The organism is Pseudoalteromonas sp. NZS100, assembly GCF_015864815.1.
In the GTDB taxonomy this organism is placed as follows: domain Bacteria; phylum Pseudomonadota; class Gammaproteobacteria; order Enterobacterales; family Alteromonadaceae; genus Pseudoalteromonas; species Pseudoalteromonas distincta.
Genome location: NZ_JADYWM010000002.1, coordinates 106,041 through 126,245, shown reverse-complemented (window position 1 = coordinate 126,245; position 20,205 = coordinate 106,041). Strand labels below are relative to the sequence as shown.

At 39.5% G+C, this 20,205-nt stretch carries 23 protein-coding genes; 9 read left to right on the top strand and 14 right to left on the bottom strand.

Annotated elements, in window-relative coordinates:
- Positions 1-164: 164 nt before the first annotated feature.
- Positions 165-839: an HAD family phosphatase gene (locus I6E69_RS02405; protein ID WP_197120560.1), complete on the bottom strand. Its 675-nt coding sequence runs from the start codon at positions 837-839 to the stop codon at positions 165-167.
- Between the two features lie 427 nt (positions 840-1,266).
- On the opposite strand from I6E69_RS02405, the gene I6E69_RS02400 reads away from it, so the two are divergent.
- Positions 1,267-2,793 carry a catalase gene (locus tag I6E69_RS02400; RefSeq protein ID WP_197120559.1) on the top strand — a complete coding sequence of 509 codons (1,527 nt, stop codon included), beginning with the start codon at positions 1,267-1,269 and terminating at the stop codon, positions 2,791-2,793.
- Positions 2,794-2,921: 128 nt separating this feature from the next.
- A complete protein-coding gene (locus tag I6E69_RS02395; RefSeq protein WP_197120558.1) occupies positions 2,922-3,437 on the top strand; it encodes an ankyrin repeat domain-containing protein in 516 nt (171 codons plus the stop codon).
- A gap of 56 nt (positions 3,438-3,493) precedes the next feature.
- On the opposite strand, the gene yddG is transcribed toward I6E69_RS02395, so the two are convergent.
- A complete protein-coding gene (gene yddG, locus I6E69_RS02390; protein ID WP_197120557.1) occupies positions 3,494-4,411 on the bottom strand; it encodes an aromatic amino acid DMT transporter YddG in 918 nt (305 codons plus the stop codon).
- 445 nt (positions 4,412-4,856) lie between these two features.
- Between yddG and I6E69_RS02385 the strand changes: the two genes are divergently transcribed.
- The 7 genes from I6E69_RS02385 (at position 4,857) to I6E69_RS02355 (ending at position 12,531) form a co-directional block, all read left to right on the top strand.
- On the top strand, positions 4,857-5,510 hold the full coding sequence (locus tag I6E69_RS02385; protein WP_004334664.1) for a TetR/AcrR family transcriptional regulator: 654 nt from the start codon (positions 4,857-4,859) through the stop codon (positions 5,508-5,510).
- A gap of 3 nt (positions 5,511-5,513) precedes the next feature.
- Positions 5,514-5,996: a putative 4-hydroxy-4-methyl-2-oxoglutarate aldolase gene (locus tag I6E69_RS02380; RefSeq protein ID WP_039488377.1), complete on the top strand. Its 483-nt coding sequence runs from the start codon at positions 5,514-5,516 to the stop codon at positions 5,994-5,996.
- 409 nt (positions 5,997-6,405) lie between these two features.
- Positions 6,406-7,608, top strand: coding sequence for an amidase family protein (locus I6E69_RS02375; RefSeq protein WP_197120556.1), 1,203 nt, complete (start codon positions 6,406-6,408; stop codon positions 7,606-7,608).
- Entirely contained in the window at positions 7,605-9,188 is a 1,584-nt protein-coding gene (locus I6E69_RS02370; RefSeq protein ID WP_197120555.1) for a gamma-glutamyltransferase family protein, read from the top strand. Before I6E69_RS02375 ends, I6E69_RS02370 begins: the two co-directional genes overlap by 4 nt.
- Entirely contained in the window at positions 9,176-10,000 is an 825-nt protein-coding gene (locus I6E69_RS02365) for a sulfite exporter TauE/SafE family protein (protein WP_197120554.1), read from the top strand. Before I6E69_RS02370 ends, I6E69_RS02365 begins: the two co-directional genes overlap by 13 nt.
- Before the next feature lie 3 nt (positions 10,001-10,003).
- Entirely contained in the window at positions 10,004-11,233 is a 1,230-nt protein-coding gene (locus tag I6E69_RS02360; RefSeq protein ID WP_004334657.1) for an alanine--glyoxylate aminotransferase family protein, read from the top strand.
- Positions 11,234-11,247: 14 nt separating this feature from the next.
- The gene (locus I6E69_RS02355; protein ID WP_197120553.1) at positions 11,248-12,531 is read left to right on the top strand and encodes an allantoate amidohydrolase; all 1,284 of its coding nucleotides are present in this window, start codon (positions 11,248-11,250) and stop codon (positions 12,529-12,531) included.
- 127 nt (positions 12,532-12,658) lie between these two features.
- Here the strand turns inward: I6E69_RS02355 and I6E69_RS02350 are convergent, their stop codons facing one another.
- The 12 genes from I6E69_RS02350 to I6E69_RS02295 form a co-directional block, all read right to left on the bottom strand.
- On the bottom strand, positions 12,659-12,961 hold the full coding sequence (locus I6E69_RS02350; RefSeq protein WP_004334655.1) for a hypothetical protein: 303 nt from the start codon (positions 12,959-12,961) through the stop codon (positions 12,659-12,661).
- A gap of 43 nt (positions 12,962-13,004) precedes the next feature.
- Complete coding sequence (locus tag I6E69_RS02345) at positions 13,005-13,253, bottom strand: DUF1272 domain-containing protein (RefSeq protein WP_197120552.1); 249 nt, start codon at positions 13,251-13,253, stop codon at positions 13,005-13,007.
- On the bottom strand, positions 13,247-13,609 hold the full coding sequence (locus tag I6E69_RS02340; protein WP_101216351.1) for a 2OG-Fe(II) oxygenase: 363 nt from the start codon (positions 13,607-13,609) through the stop codon (positions 13,247-13,249). Before I6E69_RS02340 ends, I6E69_RS02345 begins: the two co-directional genes overlap by 7 nt.
- 223 nt (positions 13,610-13,832) lie before the next feature.
- Positions 13,833-15,371, bottom strand: coding sequence for a glucan biosynthesis protein (locus I6E69_RS02335; protein ID WP_197120551.1), 1,539 nt, complete (start codon positions 15,369-15,371; stop codon positions 13,833-13,835).
- A gap of 436 nt (positions 15,372-15,807) precedes the next feature.
- On the bottom strand, positions 15,808-16,155 hold the full coding sequence (locus I6E69_RS02330) for a hypothetical protein (RefSeq protein WP_197120550.1): 348 nt from the start codon (positions 16,153-16,155) through the stop codon (positions 15,808-15,810).
- 251 nt (positions 16,156-16,406) lie between these two features.
- Positions 16,407-16,724 (bottom strand): hypothetical protein, encoded by a 318-nt coding sequence (locus tag I6E69_RS02325; protein ID WP_010553581.1) that lies wholly within the window; start codon positions 16,722-16,724, stop codon positions 16,407-16,409.
- Between the two features lie 87 nt (positions 16,725-16,811).
- Positions 16,812-17,036, bottom strand: coding sequence for a hypothetical protein (locus tag I6E69_RS02320; RefSeq protein WP_007584351.1), 225 nt, complete (start codon positions 17,034-17,036; stop codon positions 16,812-16,814).
- Between the two features lie 99 nt (positions 17,037-17,135).
- Complete coding sequence (locus tag I6E69_RS02315) at positions 17,136-17,648, bottom strand: hypothetical protein (RefSeq protein WP_197120549.1); 513 nt, start codon at positions 17,646-17,648, stop codon at positions 17,136-17,138.
- An 84-nt stretch (positions 17,649-17,732) separates the two neighbouring features.
- Positions 17,733-18,146, bottom strand: a complete 414-nt coding sequence (locus I6E69_RS02310) for a hypothetical protein (protein WP_331459121.1) — start codon at positions 18,144-18,146, stop codon at positions 17,733-17,735.
- A gap of 239 nt (positions 18,147-18,385) precedes the next feature.
- Positions 18,386-18,970, bottom strand: a complete 585-nt coding sequence (locus I6E69_RS02305) for a GNAT family N-acetyltransferase (RefSeq protein ID WP_197120548.1) — start codon at positions 18,968-18,970, stop codon at positions 18,386-18,388.
- Between the two features lie 317 nt (positions 18,971-19,287).
- Complete coding sequence (locus I6E69_RS02300; RefSeq protein WP_197120547.1) at positions 19,288-19,710, bottom strand: hypothetical protein; 423 nt, start codon at positions 19,708-19,710, stop codon at positions 19,288-19,290.
- A gap of 78 nt (positions 19,711-19,788) precedes the next feature.
- The gene (locus tag I6E69_RS02295; protein WP_197120546.1) at positions 19,789-20,187 is read right to left on the bottom strand and encodes a hypothetical protein; all 399 of its coding nucleotides are present in this window, start codon (positions 20,185-20,187) and stop codon (positions 19,789-19,791) included.
- Positions 20,188-20,205 lie beyond the last annotated feature (18 nt).

The following is a 20,205-nucleotide window of genomic DNA, read 5'->3' as shown; positions in this document are numbered from 1 at the left end:
TGCCTTTTATAATTTGGCTTATAAACGCATGATGTTTTGCCATGTTTTTTTTTATTTTTAGTAAAGCAAAACCATCTACATTTATATTTTGCGTTTGCTTGCCTGTCAGTGTGTAAGGCGAGCAAATCGTGTTTAAAACTTTGTTTATTTAAAAAGCTGCGTGTTTACTGCTTTTTAAGTGCAGGGTATGCACTAAAAAAATCTTGCCAATGCGGTAAATGATCAACATTTGGGTAAGCACTGTGTACATGATTAACAGAGCCTTGCATATGTTGCCCACCGCTGTAATGCAGTACTTGCATATTGGCGTCAATTCCTGCATTTACGCCGGCTTTACTGTCTTCAATTACTAAGCAATGCTCTGGCTTTACACCCATTTGCTTAGCTGCATGTAAAAATAAATCAGGCGCCGGTTTACCACGCTTAACTTCGCTGCTGGTAAAAACCATATCGCTAAAGTACTTACTTAAACTCACTACGCTCAACGCTTTTGCGGTGCGTGTTGGGCTGCTGCTAGTAGCTATACAAATAGGCACAGCTAAATTGTTAAGTACGTCTTCTATACCATCAGTCGTGGTTAGTCCGGTTTCAAATTCGTTTAATAGTGCCTCGCGGTAGTCACCTTCAAAGCTTTCAGGAAGAGTGACATTAAATGCATCCGCTATTTTTTGGCTTACTGTTTTAAAGTTGCAGCCTAAAAAGTGTTGCTGTACATAAGCGCGGTCAATCTCAACGCCTTTTTCAACAAGCATATTAATGAGTACTTGTGCGCTTAAAATTTCGCTATCAATAACAACGCCATCACAATCAAATATCACTAGCTCAATATTAGTATTCATCTTGTCACCTTATTAACACTGTTTGGTTTAGCTAATTTAAGTATAACGAGTTAAGCGCGATTAATATTGTGCAACTTTTTAGTGCAACTCAGCAATGAGCATAAGCTCACTGGTTGAGCATATTCCCTTTATTGCGCGAATATGTCAACACACTGTAAGTATAAAACGCACCAGCTTGGTGAAAATACCGCCAGATAAAACTAAAAACCTTTGTATTTAATAAATTTTATAAAAGCATATTGCGACTAAGGTCGTAGTAAAAAAATTACATTAATGTAAAAAGTGTATCTGCAAATTCATTTCATCTGTTTTACAAATCACATCAATCTAATTAATCAGTTTTACCGAAGTTAATAAAATTAATACTATCGTTAACAGATTAACAGCCTGCACCACTGCCGGCACTTTTAAATAGATGAGGTCGACAATGAATACTCAAATAAACAAAACAAAATTAACACTAACTGCACTGGCACTTGCGATGGCATTACCGGCAAGCGCAGCAACAACTCTTACTAAAGATAACGGCGCAGCTGTTGGCGACAACCAAAATTCAATTACTGCTGGCGAACGTGGCAGTGTATTACTAGAAGACGTGCAACTAATTCAAAAACTGCAACGCTTTGCACGTGAGCGTATTCCTGAGCGTGTTGTGCATGCTCGTGGTACCGGCGCACACGGTGTGTTTGTAGCATCAAAAGAGCTAGACGATTTAACAATTGCAGCACCGTTTGCACAAGCTGGTAAAGAAACAGACGTATTTGTTCGTTTTTCATCAGTAATTCACTCAAAAGGCAGCCCAGAAACACTGCGTGACCCACGTGGCTTTGCAACTAAGTTTTACACAGACCAAGGTAACTGGGATTTAGTAGGTAACAACTTACCGGTGTTCTTTATTCGCGATGCGATTAAATTTCCAGACATGGTTCACTCGTTAAAGCCATCACCGGTTGATAACATTCAAGATCCTAACCGTGTATTTGACTTTTTCTCGCACGAACCAGGTTCTACACAAATGCTAACGTGGGTTTACAGCGACTACGGTACACCAGCAAGTCTTCGTAAAATGGACGGTTGGGGTGTACATGCATACAAAATGATTAACAAATCGGGCGATGTTAAATACGTTAAGTTTCATTGGGTAAGCCAACAAGGTATTGATAACCTTGACGCAAAAGAAGTAGCTAAAGTGCAAAGCCAAGACTTCCAACACTTAACACGCGACCTTTACAGCGAAATTGGTAAAGGCAACTTCCCTAAGTGGGATCTATACATTAAAACGCTTGATCCGTCGCAGCTTGATGACTTTGATTACAACCCATTAGATGCAACAAAAATGTGGTTAGACATTAAAGAAACTAAAGTAGGAACAATGACCCTAAACCGTATGCCAACTAACTTCTTCCAGTCTACAGAACAAGTAGCAATGGCACCGGCAAACATTATTCCAGGTATTGAGCCATCAGAAGACAGACTATTACAAGGTCGTATGTTTTCTTACGCTGATACACAAATGTACCGCCTAGGTGCTAACCACCAGCAACTGCCAATTAACCGTGCAAAAGTTGAAGTGGTTAACTACAACCAAGACGGCGCAATGAATATTGGTAACACTACAAGCAATGTGAACTACCAGCCAAGCCAAGAAAACGTAGCTGAAAACCCAATTGCACGTAGAAGTAACACAGAGCTAAAAGGCTTTGTACAACAAGCCGCGATTAAAAAGCAGCAAAACTTCGCGCAAGCAGGTGTTATATACCGTGGTTTTAGCAAGCAAGAACGTACAAACCTAATTAATAACCTAGCAGGCGATTTAGGCAAAGTGCAAAACAGCAGTGTTAAACACAAAATGCTTAGTCACTTTTACAAAGCTGATAGCGAGTACGGTACACGCTTAACTAAAGCTGTAAACGGCGATATTAAAATGGTTAAACAACTAGCCGCTAACTTGTAAGTAGCTAGTTGTAATTAACTAGCTGTAAGTAATCAGTTGTAAAATTAGTCCCAACTAAGCAGCTATAAAAACAACCACAATCATGAGGAAGGAATAAACCCCTTCCTCTTTTATAAGAGACAATTGTTATGCGTAATTTATTAATTATAGTCGCTCTATTTCTGAGCTTTACCAGTAGCGTTTACGCTCAAAATACATCAGATACACAAACACCTAGTCCGCAATCTGAAACCCAACATTCTGCAAAAACTCAATACGATAGTTTATTTGCTTATTACTTTGCCGCAGCACGCACAAACGACACAGCTGTAATAGAGCAATTTGTAAATGCCGGTATTCCTATCGACAGTTACAACAATAAAGGCTACACCGCGTTAATGATTGCTACCTACCATGGTAATAAAAACACGGTTAACACACTTTTACACTTAGGCGCTAATGCCTGTCTAGAAGATAACCGTGGCAACACAGCGCTAATGGCCGCTATTTTTAGAGGTGAATTTAGTATAGCTAAAACACTCGTATCACTTGATTGCGACAACGCGCATCAAAACAAAGCCGGTCAAACAGCCGAGCAGTTTGCACAAACATTTGGTCAACAAAAAGTTATAGAGTTACTAGCAAAGGTAAATAATGCAAAATAATCTGCACGCAACAAAAAGCCCTAAAATAATAGGGCTTATTTTTAATAAAATTAGTCTTATGTTGCAGACGCTATTTGAGGTTGTTTAGGCTTTTCTCGCGTTACAAAGTAGCAAATTAGCGAGCCCACTGTTACCAGTACAACCCCTTGCCAAAACGAAGCGCTCAGCGTAATAGATAAATACAACGCCGAAATAATAGTAGAAAACACCGGTGTAAAGTACGAAAGCGTCCCCAACAGCATTAAGTTACCGCCAATTATAGCTTGATTCCACAGTGCATAACCGCTCCCCACGACTACACCAGCTAATAGCAATGTTATGCTTGATCTGAGTGAAAACGTTAATGGCGCTTCATTACTAAAACCATATTGCGCCCACAAACTCATTGCCGTAACCGCAAAAAATAACGTAATGGCATTTTTACCATTACTCAGCTTTTGCGTTACTACGCAATAAATAGCCCATATAAACGCTGCAGCTAATGCCATTAAGTAAGTAGCAGGATTATCAGCAAAGTTAGTAACAAGCGTATCGAGTGACATTTTTTGATCGCCCGTAATACACCAAGCAACGCCTAAAAAAGCAATGATCATGCTTGGGTAAACCCAGAAATTTACTTTTTTACGGCCAATAATAGAGAGCAGTATAGTCAGCGTGGGCCATAAATAATTAATAACCGCCATTTCCATTGCCTGATGACGGCTATTTGCCATACCAATAGAAAGCGCCAAACAAATTTCGTACGATACAAATAATAAAGTACCTATTACCAAGTAACGTTTTGAAAACCCACTAAACTTGGGCACTCCCATAACCAAAATTAAAAATATCGCACTGACAGAATACATAGCCGCCGCACCACCAATAGGGCTAAACAACTCAGAAATATCTCGTAGTAATGCAACTAAGCAACTCCACAGTAATATGGCCGCGACTCCATAAAGCGTGTATTTATTTTTGCTTAAAAACTCCATATTAAACCTAAAGTACTACTCGTAAATTTGAAACTAAACTAACAGTAATTATTTAATTAAACAATAAGGGTCTGTTGATCTTTCAAGGTTAAATTTGCAGCAGTCTGTTTGGTATTTAGGCAAGGCAGAGCCTATATAGTGTGGTTATTCCCCATTAATGGGCGATAACGTAGCATTAATGCCAAACAGGCGCTGCCCAAAGGGTTCTTCCTAGGGGCTACTTACTCTTTGTTGCTCGGTTTTTACTTAGCCCACTAGGTTACAAATCTCGCGCCGCGATTAAATAGCCCCTAGTTTGAACAAATTTTAATCCGCAAAGTTCAACAGACCCTAAAGTTAATAGCTTAAACCTCTCGTTTGTTTTTAGCATTCACCCTTTTTAGTAATTGACCTTTTGGTCAGTAAAGCTACAATCAATCAATACGTTAAACACGCAAACTCAATAATGACCACACAAATAAAACCAAATAAAAAAGAAGTGACACGCGAGAAAAACCAAAAACTAATTTTAGATGCCGCCGAGCAATTGTTTTCGCAATTAGGTTACGACGGAGCAAGTATGAGCATGGTTGCTAAAGAAGCGCAGGTGCCAAAAGCTAATATTTTGTATTACTTTAAAAGTAAGGATGGTCTGTACGAATCTGTGATTGACCGCATAATAGCTAATTGGAACTTAGGGCTTGATAACGTCACAATTAACGACGATCCAGCTACCGTGCTTTATAACTATATTAAAAGCAAAGTAATACTGGCCGTAAATCAGCCAATGCAATCTCGCTTATTTGCTAGTGAAATACTGCGCGGTGCACCCTATTTACAAAACTACTTTAGAACCAATACCCGCCCTTGGGTTAAACAAAAGGTTGATGTACTTCAAGCATGGATGGACGCAGATAAAATGGATAAGGTTGACCCCTACCATTTGCTCTTTACTATTTGGTCTACCACACAATATTACGCCGACTTTCAGGCTGAGGTTTTACTCGTAATGAACAAATTAGAGTACGACGAAACCGATGTGGCACAAATTACGCAATCAATTGCCCACATAATTTTAAAAGGTATTGGTCTTAAAATACCTGAGCAAAGTGAGACTTAACCCATGACATCCTTTACTACACCCGATTTATTTGACGATCATCGCGATAACGTACAAGTAGCAGACAGCGGCCTTTATCACTTTGGTAAAAAAACCACGTTTTATGGCAAAGTAGTTACCGTTACCTGCCCAGAAGACAACTCTTTTGCCGCCGATATATTACATGAAAATGGTGAAGGTAAAGTATTGGTTATAAACGGGTTTGCGAGCAAACGCTTTGCGTTTATAGGCGATATTATGGCTGAGCGTGCCTTAAGTAATGGCTGGGAAGGCGTAATAATAAATGGCTGTTGCCGAGATATAGAAATACTTGCCACGATGAACTTACCTGTAATGGCGCTAGGCTCTACACCACGTAGTACCTTAAAGCGCGGCTTTGGTGATAAAAACCAAGCTATTACCATGCTTAGCACCACCATAGAACCTAACGATTGGGTTTACGCCGATATTAACGGTTTAATCATCAGTAAAACGCCCCTTATTTAGCACTCAAAACCATATAAATAAAGACCAACTTGGTGCATCTGCGCACCAAATTGGTTTGTTTTAGCTCATTTTAATCTCACTATTTCTATAGCCCACATTTACAAATCTCATATAACCCAACAAAACCTGACCAGTTGGACAGGATTTTAATTTATGGCATTCCTCTTGCTTAGTCTAAGCACTATAAAATCAAAACTACCGATTAAAAAGCGGAGTTATACCAATTACATTAAATTAGTGATCTATTATAACGCGAAGAAAATGACGCAGTGAGTGCGCTATTTAATCCGATAAAATGATCATGTTTTTAATAAAATTGGTATTCATAATAATAATAACCAGCCCGCTTTTTAATCACTCTTAACTTAATAAGTAAGTACTTGGTCAGTTTTATGATAATGAGCTGCAAATGAGTGATAAAAAAAACAACAAAGGTATATTTTGCAATCACGGTCCTACCCTGTGGCAAACAAACCACTCTGGAGTGCTTGCAAACAATCGCTTAGCTGTAAAAGATGTATTTGCAGTAAAGGGCGAGCGTAACAGCGCAGGCAACCCACACTGGTTTAAAACAGCTAAACCGGCTCAAAATACGGCAAGCTCGGTTAATAAGCTCATGACCGCTGGTTGTAACTTTATAGGCTTTACCCATACTGACGAGCTAGCTTATAGCTTAGAGGGTAATAATATACATTATGGCGCTGCGCAAAATCCTAAATTAAAAGGGCATGCTTGCGGTGGTTCGAGTATGGGGTCTGCTGCTGCAGTTGCTGCAAACTTAGCTGATATTGGCTTAGGCACCGACACCGGCGGCTCAATTAGAATACCCGCCAGCTATTGTGGTTTATATGGCATAAGGCCAAGCCATAACGTGATTGAAAAAGACGGCCTAATACCGTTGGCTCCCCCTTTTGATACCATAGGTTGGTTTACCCAAAGCGCTGAGCTATTAAGCGATGTAGGTAATGTACTGCTACCAAATCAAGCTATTAATAACGTTGATACCTTAGTTATTTGCGAGCCGTTATTTGAACTCGTTGACTCTGCTTTACAAGCCCCACTTAAACAATTGCTTGAAAAAACCAAGCCTAATTTTAAGCACCATAAAGAATTTGAACTACCTAACAGCAACTTATTAAATGAACTTGCTGATAGTTTTAGAGTACTGCAAGGGCGAGCAATCGCAAAAACGCATAAAGATTGGCTTCAATTGCAGGGGCAACTTCCCCAGTTTGCTCCAGCAATTGCGGCACGTTTTAATATGGCGCTTGCCCTAACTGATCAAGAAGAACAAGAAGCACTAAAAGTGCAAACCCAATGGCAAACACTAATAGCTAAAAACCTAAATACAAACAGCTGTTTATTTTTGCCAACCACCCCCACAACCGCACCTAAATTAGGCGCCGACACAAGCGCCTTACGCATGCAAATTATTACGCTTTCGGCAATTGCAGGGCTTAGTGGCTCAGCGCAAGTGCATTTACCACTGGCTGATTTAGCAAATGATCATCCGTATGGTTTTTCATTAATGATGAGCCACGGTAACGATAAAAGCCTACTTGCTTGCGTTAAGCCCCTAGCTGCACACTTTAAACAGGACACATCGGCATGACCACACACAACATTGCATTTACCGCGTCTCATTTTTCGGCAACAGAGGCGGGTATAAATATACTAAAACAAGGCGGTACAGCTACCGAGGCTATGGTAGCGGCTGCTGCTGCGATTAGCGTCGTATATCCACATATGAACTCAATTGGTGGCGACAGCTTTTGGCTTATCGATAACCCAAACCAAAAAACGCCTACCGCTATTGACGCCTGCGGCCGCGCAGCAACTAATACAACGCCCTATAACACGCTCACGCAAATACCAGAGCGCGGCGGATTAAGCGCACTGACTCAAGCGGGCACAATACGCGGCTGGCAAAAAGCGCTTGAACTAGATGAGCATGCGGCACTACCACTGTCACAAATTTTAGCACCCGCTATTGAGCTTGCGCGCGAGGGCTTTACAGTTACAAAAAGCTTGCAAGCAGGCTGCGAAAAACTAGCCACTGCTAACAATACCAATGAGGCGTTTAAAAGCCTCTACATACCCAATGGCAAGCCCTTGCAAGCAGGTCAACATTTTAAAAACCCTAAACTTGCAGCAACGTTTGAATACCTAGCAAAGCATGGTTTAAACGCATTTTATGAAGGCGCACTTGCCAACTCATTTGCCGCCGACTTAGCAAAAGCAGGCAGCTCAATTACCGCAGGTGACATTGCAAATACTAAAGCCGAGGTAGTTACTGCGCTAAATGCAAACCTCAGTGGTATTAATTGCTACAACTTACCCGCGCCAACACAAGGCGTGCATTCACTACAAATAATTGGTGCCGTAAATAAGTTAAAGCATTTAGCTAAAACCGATGCCGACTGGACACATTTAATTGTTGAGGCAACTAAACAAAGCTTTACCCATCGCCCTACCCTTTGGGCTGACCCTGAAGCATTAGGAGACGATTATAAAAACGCACTAACCGATAATCGCTTAAGCGAACTTGCTAATAATATTGATATGAGTAAAGCCAAAAAATGGCCATTTAACGCAGAGCCTGGCGATACTGTATGGATGGCAGCCAGAGATATAAACGGGCAATTAGTCAGCTTTATCCAAAGTATTTACTGGGAATTTGGCAGCGGAATATTAATGAGTGAAGGCGGCTTTGTGTGGAATAACCGTGGTTTAAGCTTTAGTTTAAACAATCAAGATACCAACGCCCTTGCTCCAAATAAAAAGCCCGCTCATACACTTAACCCAGCACTGGCAAAGTTTAGCGATGGTCGTCGACTTGCTTACGGAACAATGGGCGGTGAAGGGCAACCACAAACCCAAGCCGCTGTTTTTGCAGGCTACGCATGGCGAAATAAATCAATAAAACAAGCGATTAGCGACCCTCGTTGGTTACTTGGACGTACATGGGGCGATACAAGTACAAATTTAAAAATTGAAAAAGAGTTAGTTTTTCATATAGAACATGAATTAAATCAACGTGACCACGATTGGGTAAGCGTTGATAATAATAACGAAATGATGGGGCACGCTGGGGCTATTTTAGATACACCTACACGCCTTGAAGCTGCAACAGATCCTCGTTCAGATGGACGTGCAACAGTAACTACAGCAGGAACACAATGTCAGAAATAATAAATCAATGGCCAATTATAGTAGCCTTAATAGCAACCGGTATTTTTGCCGGTATTTTAGCAGGACTTTTTGGTGTAGGCGGCGGTATTGTTATCGTCCCTGTGCTGTATTTTTTACTGCAAGGTTTTGGCGTAAGCCCAGAGTCGGCAATGATGATAGCCACCGCCACATCACTTGCAACCATAGTACCTACTTCGCTTTCATCTATTCGCTCGCATCATAGCAAAGGAAATATTGACCTTGCGCTAATAAAATACTGGGCACCGTTTATATTAGTTATGGCGGTAGTCGGTAGTATTATTGCTCATACCGTTCGCGGTAACGCATTAGTTCTCATGTTTGCCTGCATTGCCATTTTGGTAAGCCTTAACATGTTATTTAGAGCCGGCGCACCCGCGCTTGTAAAACAACTGCCAGGTAAATTTGGTCAAGGCGTTATGGCAAGTATTGTAGGTGGTTTGTCGGTAATGATTGGCATAGGTGGCGGTACTATTGGCGTACCTATGCTAAACGCATTTAATGTACGCGCCCATGTTGCAGTAGGAACTGCGGCCGTTTTTGGTTTATTAATTGCGCTACCAGGTGTTATTACCTTATTAAGTATTGGCACAACGCCAACCGATGCTCCCCTAGGTACGTGGGGGTTGGTTAACCTCCCGGCCTTTTTTCTTATTATTCCGCTGACTATTTTATTTGCACCTATTGGCGTAAAAATTGGTAGCAAGCTGGACCAAAAACAACTAAAACGCGCTTTTGCCGTTGTCTTAATGATAACCGGTATTCGCATGCTCATTCAGACTCTGGGAGCCTAAAATATGTTTAATAACACGCAAGTTCAAACCTTAAACCCACCACAGCGTTTATTAATGGGACCAGGCCCTATTAATGCCGACCCTCGTGTTTTACGTGCTATGTCGGCGCAGCTTATAGGCCAATACGACCCAGTAATGACCGGTTTTATGAACGAAACCATGGCGCGTTACCGCGAAATTTTTAAAACTAAAAACGAATGGACCATGCTAATAGATGGCACATCGCGCGCAGGGATTGAAGCCGTATTATGCTCAATTTTACGCCCAGGCGATAAAGTACTAGTACCAATTATGGGGCGCTTTGGCCACCTACTTGCTGAAATAGCAGAACGTGTTGGCGCAAAGGTGCACACAATAGAAGTACCGTGGGGCGAAGTGTTTACGCCAGAGCAAATCGAAAAAGCCATTGTTGATGTAAAACCCCATGTACTTGCTATGGTACAAGGCGATACATCCACCACCATGAACCAACCTCTTGAGCATATTGGCGATATTTGCCAAAAGCACGATGTACTATTTTACTGCGATGCCACCGCATCTATTGTGGGTAACGAACTTCCTGCCGATGAATGGAAACTCGATGCACTTTCTGTTGGTCTGCAAAAGTGTTTAGGCGGACCTTCTGGGTCTGCGCCATTAACGCTTAGCGACAAATGCGCCGAGTGGATCCAAAAACGTAAAAAGGTAGAAGCAGGTATTCGCACGGCCGACCATACCGACGGCACAGAACCCTTTGTACGCTCAAACTATTTTGATTTAGGCATGATCATGAATTACTGGGGAGAGGAGCGCCTCAACCATCATACCGAAGCCACCAGCATGCTGTACTGCGCCTCAGAATGCGCCCGCATAGTCATTGAAGAAGGCGTGGATAACTGCGTAGCGCGCCACAAATTACATGGCGATGCCATGCTAACAGGCATTCAAGCGCTCGGCTTAAATGTATTTGGTGATTTAACACATAAAATGAACAACGTACTGGGTGTGTATATACCCGAGGGCATTAATGCCGATCACGTACGCGGACAAATGCTAACCGATTTTGGAATAGAAATTGGCACCTCGTTTGGCCCGCTGCATGGCAAAATTTGGCGTATTGGCACTATGGGCTACAATGCCCGCAAAGATGCTGTATTACAAACACTTGCAAGCTTAGACGCTTGCTTACATGCCAACGGTTACAAAGGCCCTAAAGGCGAAGCCGCCATTGCCGCCCTTGCTCACTATAAATAAAAAAAGGATTTAGCATGACGATTGTAAGCCCACAACACAGCCCTTTATTAGACAAAGAACTTGCTGATGAATACGCAAAACGCGCTTTATCTCGCTGTAAAACCCTCAGCGCATTATCGCAAATGCAAGGCGGTATTCACCGCGTGTACTTATCAAAAGAGCACAAAGAGTGTAATGCTGTTACTGCATCGTGGATGGTTGAGGCAGGCATGCAATCGTGGCAAGACGAAGTGGGCAATCTTTGGGGGCGACTAAAATCATCAAACCCACATGCTAAACGTTTAATTATAGGATCGCACCTCGACACAGTACCAAACGCAGGTGCGTTTGATGGTATTTTAGGTGTACTACTGGGGATAGAAATTGCAGCGCTTGCACATAAGTTAAAACTCGACCTGCCCTTTCATTTAGATGTAGTGGGCTTTTGCGATGAAGAAGGCACCCGCTTTGCCACCACTTTAATTGGCTCAAAAGCCCTCGCTAACGAATTTGACCCACAGTGGCTAAACATTGAAGACACAAACGGCATAACTATGCGCCAAGCCATGCTGGACTTTGGTTTAAACCCCAACGACTATGCAAAGGCCGCACTAAACAAAAACGAATTACTAGGTTACTGGGAAACTCATATTGAACAAGGTCCTGTACTCGAATCGGTTAATCAGGCGTTAGGAGTTGTAACTGCAATCGCAGGAGCAAAGCGCGCCATGCTTACCCTAACAGGCCAAAGCGGTCATGCGGGTACAACGCCAATGAACTTGAGGCAGGATTCGTTAGCAGGCTGCGCTGAATTAGTAACCGAAATTGAAAAACTAGCAAGTAATGCTAAAAATGGCGAAGTTGCCACCGTAGGGAAAATACAGTCTCGCCCTGGGGCTACAAACGTGATTGCAGGTAAAACGACCATTAGCCTAGACGCACGCGCACAAAGCGACACCGATCTCGCTAACTTACTAAGCGCCATACAAAGCAGCGCACAATCTATAGCAAGCAAACGCAATTTAACGCTTGATTGGCAATGGACGCATGCCGCCGATGCCGTAGCGTGCGACACCACTATTCAGCATTTGTTTTCAAGCGCATGTAAACTCAATAACCAAGCATCGCCTTCACTTGCCTCAGGCGCAGGGCACGATGCAATGGCAATCGCTCCAATTTGCCCCGTTGGCATGTTGTTTATACGCAGCCCTGGCGGTATAAGCCATCACCCAGCAGAAGCGGTTATCGACAGCGATGTAACAAAGGCACTAAGTGTAATGTACAGCGCGCTTTTACTTTATGTGAAAGAGTGTGAGTGATTTAAGGTAATCGAGTAAACCAAGTATATTAACTTGGTATGCTTAGGGGCTTAAACCTCCTCAAAGTCATTTGGAGGTTATTACTGAAGGCAGGTAAATGCAGGAATATACGTTATTTAAAGTAGCTTTATCGGGCTGCCCTTTGCTCTTTTAGGCTAAGGCGTTTATGTGAGCTATATACATGTTGAATGTTTGTACCATTAACCAAATATGCATCCATTTCGACGGTAATTAAACCCGATAATGGCTTGATTTCTAGAACACCCAACTCACCTAAATTTGCAGATAGTAAAGTATTATTCCTAATAGCTAACAAAGTTTTGTCAGTATCTCGTAAGTCACCATTCACATATAATTTAGCACCACTAAACCAAGTGTTAATTATTTTAACTTTGATTGACTTAATAGTAAATTCAAAGGATTTTCTCATCAGATCTCCATACCCAGAAATGTAATTATTATACTTTGTGTTCTTATGTGTTTGGCGCAAAAGCACTTTCTTTTAACACCCGCTTAGTCGATGCTGGGTAATTTTTTAGTGCAGCCAAAGGGCGAATTGGCCGCTGAACCAAATTACCTGAGCAGTTTGGGCACACGTTATTTAACACCGTTTGAGCACAGCCAGAACAAAATGTGCATTCAAATGAACAAATAAAAGCCTCTGTGGACTGTGCAGGTAGATTCTTATCACAACATTCACAATTAGGTCTTAAATCTAGCATTTAGAGCTCCCTTTTATCCACCCAATGCTGAGTAAATATCTATTACCTTTTATAACTTTTGATACCTGATGCTCACTTACATCAGGGCGGAATAGCTTAACCCGCTTTGTTTCAAATATCGGATCACTGCAAATAAACTCACCACCTAAATCTGCTTTTTTAAGCACTATATTCAATCGATAGTGTTTACCAGATTCAACTTTGTCTGTGTGTGGTGCTATTTCACTTCCTTGTGGGAATTTAAGCAAATATGTATCAAATTTAATTGGCCACGTAGCACCACAAATCAACATTTTATCGTAGCCTGATTTTTGTCGGCCTCGCTCCCAACAAAATAATTTACTCAAAAAAAACATACAATCCCTCGAAACAGCTAACAAGCTGCAGGTTAACTCGTTTTTTTATTTTTATTGATAAACAAACCATAGCCGAGTTCATATTTTGATTCAATCGATTACTGTATTTTACGTGGGATATAAAAGGGAGTTTTAATGGTGTTTTGATTGGCGTTTTAAAAGACATTATGGTGGCTATAATTGACAGAAAATCAAAATATAGCCACCCGTTTTACTTTAATGCTTATTTAATCGTTACCTTTGCATCACTTACCCATGTTTCAGTTATAGCTTCATCATTTTTATCAACTAAATACGCGCGTATGTTCACCGGATTGTTGTTAGCTTGTTTGTAGTCAAACGCTAATCGCCATTGGTTTGTACCAACTACCGGATAAACCCCAATAGGTTCTAGTATTTCACCGTTGCTGGCTTCAACAATCGGCTTTATACCACTTTTGTTATCTAAGCCTTTAAATACTGGACCTTCAAAATCAATCACCATCTTGTTAACGCCTTCAGGAATAGGCTGGCCGGGAATTCCCCCTAAGCCTTGGCGAGTATTTACAACGCTTGCAAGCGTTTTTGATTTTGGATCGAGTGGACGCCATTCAATATCATAAGAAAAGGTAAACTCATCACCTTTGCGCGCCTCTTTTTCAGGCACCCAATAGGCAACAATATTGTCGAACGTTTCATCTTTTGTAGGAATTTCGATTAACTGTACTGCGCCTTTGCCCCAATCGTCAGTAGGTTTTATCCACGCTGATGAACGCTTATTGTAAAATACGCCGTCGTCTTGGTAGTTATTAAAGTCACGATCTCTTTGGATTAAACCAAACCCTTTTGGGTTCTCATCAATAAAGCTATTGGTCGACACCGACTGAGGATTATTTAATGGGCGCCAAACGTATTGACCCGTTCCTGTGTGAATCGCTAGGCCATCGCTGTCGTGAATTTCTGGGCGCCAATCTTTAGCTTCTGTTTTATCTTTTTGTGAGTACCAATACATACTGGTTAACGGTGCTACGCCTAAGCGTTCAACATCGGCGCGCATATACAAATTTGCCGTTACAGAGGTAATATGGCCTTTAGCTTCTTTGTTATCTTTGCTTAAACCAAATCGATAAGCACCAGTGATAGAAGGCCCTTCAAGCAATGCCCAAACAGACACACTTTCACCTTTTTTCTCTGCGGGGCCAATCCAAAATGCAGAAAAGCGCGGAAATTCTTCTGGCTGATTCATACCCGTATTAATTGCAATACCTCGAGCCGACAGTCCATATTGCCCCTCTGGCCCGTCGGTACGAAAATAAGACGCGCCTAAAAAAGATATCCAATCTGGTTTCATATCTGGGCGCATTATTCTAAAGCCTGCAAATCCAAACCCCTCAGGGAGATCGTGAGCTGGGCTGTCATCAGGCATATCAAAAAAATCATTACTAAAAGGTACATTTTGAACCTGATTTTTATCGTCTCTGATGTAAATACTTACAGGCTCAGGAAAATATCGCCCAGGGTAAAATAATTGTACGGGCGCCTTTTTTCCACTTGGGTATAAGGTTTCATCTTCTTTAAAGCGTATTTTCCAGTGTTCGTCATACGTAATTTTATCGATTAACTCCGGCGCTGGCACCTTGGTTTCTGTATAGGGCTTTTTGGCTGAGGCTTTTGCCAGCGCTTTTAAGTCTTCGAATGAAAACTGCGTTTTATCTACTGCTTCTGTCGCGTAAGACGACATCGAAGTGCTAAAAATAATTGCGATAAATAACTTTAATTTCATAAAAAGAATATCCAATAAATTGAGTCAAATAAAAATGGGAACGCTGCACGAACGTATGTTTAACTTAAAGTTCTGTATGGATATTACGTGACGTAATATGAACTAGCGTTTACTAAAGTATTGTTATTTAACTCTTAGTTAATTTTTTAGGGGGGATTGTGGAAAGGGAACTTGCAATCAATACTGTAATAAAATGCTTAGTAGGTCATTTTAACACTGAACTATCCTTGGTTGCTTAACAAGACTGAAGCATAACTCCAATAGCCAAATTCAATTAAAAACGAGCTCCAGCAATTAACCCTAATAAAACAGGCTGTTTTCTTAAAAAAAATTCTACAATCTCGATGCCTACATAAGGGGCTGATGATAACTTGTCGTAATGTGTAGTAAAGAGAACTAAGCAAACAGTTAGTAGTCGCTTTGCTTAAACCGCTTATTAACAGTTTATTTCAACCGCTTCTGCATTTTTAAAAATACTTTTTGCTTGCTCAAATATGGGTTTAGCTAATTTATCTTTAGGCGACCAAATATCTATTGCATTACCGCTATGATTGAATAAAGTTACATAATTTCCAGCTAATTGAATTTTGGTAACAAAAGATTTAGGAATAGTTTTACCATATTTTTTATGTAACCTAGCTTTGGGCAAGTGCGAAATAAACACCTGTTCGCCCATATCAATTAAAACCTTTTCAGGATCGTAAAACTTTGAACCAAAACTAAAGTAAAGAGAGATTGCACTAATGATAAAACAAAATAATATTACCGAATCCATTAATTGCATGTCGAATTTCCTTAAACTACTAACGAGCCTGTAGAACAACTCGTTTTTTATTTTTTATTGATAAACAAAACATAGCTGAGTTCCTATCAACTTAAGATAAATTTACTCATGCCTTTATTGACCGTAATATTCCGCTTTTTATTTTAAAAGGAATCAAGCTTAATAAAGCCAAGTTGTTTACCACTCTATAATTGACAATTTCCGCAACAGTTAGAATAAGGTCATCCTAACTGCCCTTCATCATTAGTCATTTAAAACGCCTTTAACTGTATTATTTTTTTAAGACGTTTTTTAATTACCTTTTGCTCGCAATAAAGCCCGATAAAACCACCAACAGCAATTGAAGCCACAACCAACAACCAATATAAAGAGCTGTTAGATGCCTGAATACCCGAAATATAAAGGTATAAGTTGAACGGGATAATAAAAAATAAGCTACCTAGTACTTTAATGAATTCCCTAAAAAGCTCTGTATCAGACTTTGCTTTGTCGATATGAGAGTTAATAGTTTCATTTGATATCTCATTTAGCTCTGGGTATGTTTTTTGTAACCAATTTAAATAATTCAATTATGTATCCTTGTATTTTTATATCTAGTGCTGCCTTAAATAGGCAAAATATATTTGTAAAAATAAGCATTGTGGCAGCAAAGCGAACTACTTTTTGTTCTTGGTTAATTTATTGCTAACTTCATATTTAGCTTTACCTTGGTTTGCACGTAAACCTGCAAAATAGGTTACAGCAGCTATAGGTAAGCAAATAAAACCGTATGCTTTAAAGCTTTCTAAAAAACCACTTTTCTCGCTTATAATGCCACCAAATAAAACCCCAAGAATGGTAGGCAATAAAATAGCTGCAGCTGCGTATATAAATTTTTTCATTCTTCAATCCTTTTATGATTAGTAATTTTGTTTGTAATAATGTTCACCAAGAGCAAAATGTATTTTTACCTTATCTTAATTATTCTTATTGGCTACTGGTTAAATAGCCTTTCGCATTTTATTTAATAACTCGTAGCATGCTTTATACAACAGTATTTCCATGTCTTCGTTATGATACAAAGGACCCCAACGAAAAAAGCCTCTTAAGCTAAATTTTTTAGCTATGAATTCGCGCCACGTAACAGATTTAGAAACGCTGAACGTTTTAATCGTCTTATTGTGTTTAATATTATACAAGCGCGATACTAACTTAACTTTTGGTCGCCAAAATAGCGGAATAATAGCTGTATCAAAATCTATAGTGAATGCATCACCACCATGCAAAGTAACTATAACAACATCTAAACCAATATCTGACTTTTTAGGCTCTTTAATAGATGAGATGCTGTGAAGACAAAAAATATCCTCAAGCTTCTTGTGCATATGATCTTGTAGTGAATCGCCCGTTATATAAAAAAACGACTCAACCTTAGAAAAATGGCTGTTATTAGCTACAACTAACGATCCCAAATAAACATTTGGCTTTTCAGAGCTAAACCAATCGAATAGCAAATTTAAATTCCTTTTTACTTATGCCAAATAAATAGGCTGCAAGATTGTTGGTTAAGGTTAGAGTGAGAAAGCAAAGCCAGCAGCTTAAGTTATGCTTAACAATTTTTTATTACGATTAATTTTCTCACTACGTAATTGAATACCAAGTAATGTCCCTAATAAAACAGCAATAACATGCAGCAAAGCTGAAATTAAATATATCAAAAGCTCCATTGGTATTTTTAACAAAATGTATAGTAAGGCACCGACACTTAGATCAATAAACCAATAAACCGCCGCAACTAAAAAGGCTTGCTTATAGGGACTCAATGTTTGCTTATAGCTTAAGTAACAATACACGATTAAAGAGGTTAAAAATCCGAGGACGTAATGAGTAAAAATGTATGATGTACTTTGAGTCATCTCATCAAAGCCAACAATCTTTGTTGCTATTGTTGATAAAGCAATTAGCAATAAATACAAGCCTACTGAAAAGAGTACAATCCTAGAATATTTCACGATAATCCTTTAGCAATACAACGAGGCTGTAGAATAGCTCTAACAGCCAGATTCAATTAATTAGTTTCTTTAATCTTGACGAGCCTGTAGATTAACTCGTTTTTTATTTTTTTGATAAATAAACCATAGCTGAGTTCCTATTTTGGTTCAATCGTTACTGTATTTCACGTGGAATATAAAAAATTCTTAGCTGTTGTTTTAATTGACGTTTTGGAAGGTATTACTGGAAATTTAGTGTGCTAACTGTTTGTTATTGTCCTAACTTGGCGTATTTCAGAGTACTCGGACTGAATTAACCCAAAGCATTTAAGATCGTGAAACTGATTTTTCCAGTAACCACTTTGACGCCTTATACCTTCCTCTTTGAACCCAACTTTTAAAAGGAGTGACTCAGATGCAGAGTTTCCAAGAACAGTATCGCCTTGAATACGATTAAGTTTACCGCAAGATAAGTCACCTGAAAATGCGGCTTTAACTATTCGATGAACTGCTTCAGTGGAAAAACCCTTACCCCAATATTTAGGCAGTAAATCATATCCAATAACAGCATTTTTCATTTTAGGACTCCAAGTATTAAAGCCGCAAGTACCTATAAGTTGATCTGTTTCTTTTAGGCGAATAGCCCAACGAATACCTGAGTTTTCTTTAAAACGAGCGTTAAAAAACTCAATTAAATGGCTGGCTTGTGACAGTTCAGTAAACGCCTCTAAATCATAATATTCTACAACTGAATTGTCCGAGAACAACTCAAACAAACTATTTGAATCTTCTTTTGATAATTGATCTAACCTTAAGCGATTTGTCTCTAAAGTTGGAAATGACAACCTAAATCCTCCGTGAAATATAACAAGCCTGTAGATTAACTCGTTTTTTAATTTTTTATTGATAAATAAACCATAGCTGAGTTCCTATTTTGGTTCAATCGATTACTGTATTTCACGTGGAATATAAAAAGAGGACTAGGTGTTGTTTTAATTGACGTTTTGGAAGGTATTACGGGAAAGTTTAGTGTGGTTGGCTTTTTACTCTTTCTTTCATTGTAGCTCAGCTTTTTGCGTGATTCATTTTTATAAAACTCACTTAACCCGCTGCTTTAATTTATTATTTATGTAAAGATTAGAATGAATTTCATCCTAACTCTTTAGCTTTTGTTTAACTCTATTTTTGAAACGTAAAATACAATACCAGCAACAAGACCTACTATAGAAAATAAAAACAATTGTAAAAAGCTATATCCATAACCTATTAACGTAATTGAACCATTTTCGACCAATACCTTACCATTAATGATTGAGCTATCTAAACCTGAAGGGAAAACAAAAAAGAAAGAAACTAAGCAAGTAGATATAACTGAAGATTTGAGCACTGTATTTAGCGAATAACCACAGCTTTTAGTGATAAATTTATAAATGGGAAATGCTGTTACTGGAACCAAAATTAGAACAACTATTAACGTCCAAATAAATATACCAAAAGGCATAATAGTAAATTTCATTTCAATTGCCATTGGCGCTAAAAATGCAACAATTAAAGAGGCTAAAATAAAGCTAAATATTGTTCTCAACTCGAAACCTTCTTAGAAAGCTAACGCCTGCCATAACCGATTTGTGGCGCTCTTGCACAAATCCGGTTAATGGTTTTATTATGTAACGTCACCGTCAAGTCCAAATTTTTTCCTGTTCAAAACTAGCGCTGCCAGCACAGTTACTCCTAACACTGTACCAACAGGGAACATGAAGAGTAACAATGTTGAATATATTATTAGTGCCCAAAAAAGCCACTCAGTTCGATAGTTTAAGCCCACAACGGAAAATGTTAAAAAGCAAAGCGCAACTAAAAATAAGATGAACCCTGTTACTGTAGACAAAGCTGTTGATGACATTTCTTCTTGTGATATTTTAGGTTCATTATTTCCAAACAGCGTTATCTCTTGAAATGAAGAGGACATAATTAAATACGAATCAATAATTCCCCAAAGTGGTGCCCAGAAAAGCAATAATCCCAAAACTGCGACGTATTTCCCTATAGTTTCCTTGTTCATCATCTCTCCTCACGTAGT

Coding starts and splice junctions, on each gene's coding strand:
- I6E69_RS02405 (WP_197120560.1), bottom strand. CDS start 839: ATGAATACTAATATTGAGCTAGTGATATTTGATTGTGATGGCGTTGTT.
- I6E69_RS02400 (WP_197120559.1), top strand. CDS start 1,267: ATGAATACTCAAATAAACAAAACAAAATTAACACTAACTGCACTGGCA.
- I6E69_RS02395 (WP_197120558.1), top strand. CDS start 2,922: ATGCGTAATTTATTAATTATAGTCGCTCTATTTCTGAGCTTTACCAGT.
- yddG (WP_197120557.1), bottom strand. CDS start 4,411: ATGGAGTTTTTAAGCAAAAATAAATACACGCTTTATGGAGTCGCGGCC.
- I6E69_RS02385 (WP_004334664.1), top strand. CDS start 4,857: ATGACCACACAAATAAAACCAAATAAAAAAGAAGTGACACGCGAGAAA.
- I6E69_RS02380 (WP_039488377.1), top strand. CDS start 5,514: ATGACATCCTTTACTACACCCGATTTATTTGACGATCATCGCGATAAC.
- I6E69_RS02375 (WP_197120556.1), top strand. CDS start 6,406: ATGAGTGATAAAAAAAACAACAAAGGTATATTTTGCAATCACGGTCCT.
- I6E69_RS02370 (WP_197120555.1), top strand. CDS start 7,605: ATGACCACACACAACATTGCATTTACCGCGTCTCATTTTTCGGCAACA.
- I6E69_RS02365 (WP_197120554.1), top strand. CDS start 9,176: ATGTCAGAAATAATAAATCAATGGCCAATTATAGTAGCCTTAATAGCA.
- I6E69_RS02360 (WP_004334657.1), top strand. CDS start 10,004: ATGTTTAATAACACGCAAGTTCAAACCTTAAACCCACCACAGCGTTTA.
- I6E69_RS02355 (WP_197120553.1), top strand. CDS start 11,248: ATGACGATTGTAAGCCCACAACACAGCCCTTTATTAGACAAAGAACTT.
- I6E69_RS02350 (WP_004334655.1), bottom strand. CDS start 12,961: ATGAGAAAATCCTTTGAATTTACTATTAAGTCAATCAAAGTTAAAATA.
- I6E69_RS02345 (WP_197120552.1), bottom strand. CDS start 13,253: ATGCTAGATTTAAGACCTAATTGTGAATGTTGTGATAAGAATCTACCT.
- I6E69_RS02340 (WP_101216351.1), bottom strand. CDS start 13,609: ATGTTTTTTTTGAGTAAATTATTTTGTTGGGAGCGAGGCCGACAAAAA.
- I6E69_RS02335 (WP_197120551.1), bottom strand. CDS start 15,371: ATGAAATTAAAGTTATTTATCGCAATTATTTTTAGCACTTCGATGTCG.
- I6E69_RS02330 (WP_197120550.1), bottom strand. CDS start 16,155: ATGCAATTAATGGATTCGGTAATATTATTTTGTTTTATCATTAGTGCA.
- I6E69_RS02320 (WP_007584351.1), bottom strand. CDS start 17,036: ATGAAAAAATTTATATACGCAGCTGCAGCTATTTTATTGCCTACCATT.
- I6E69_RS02295 (WP_197120546.1), bottom strand. CDS start 20,187: ATGAACAAGGAAACTATAGGGAAATACGTCGCAGTTTTGGGATTATTG.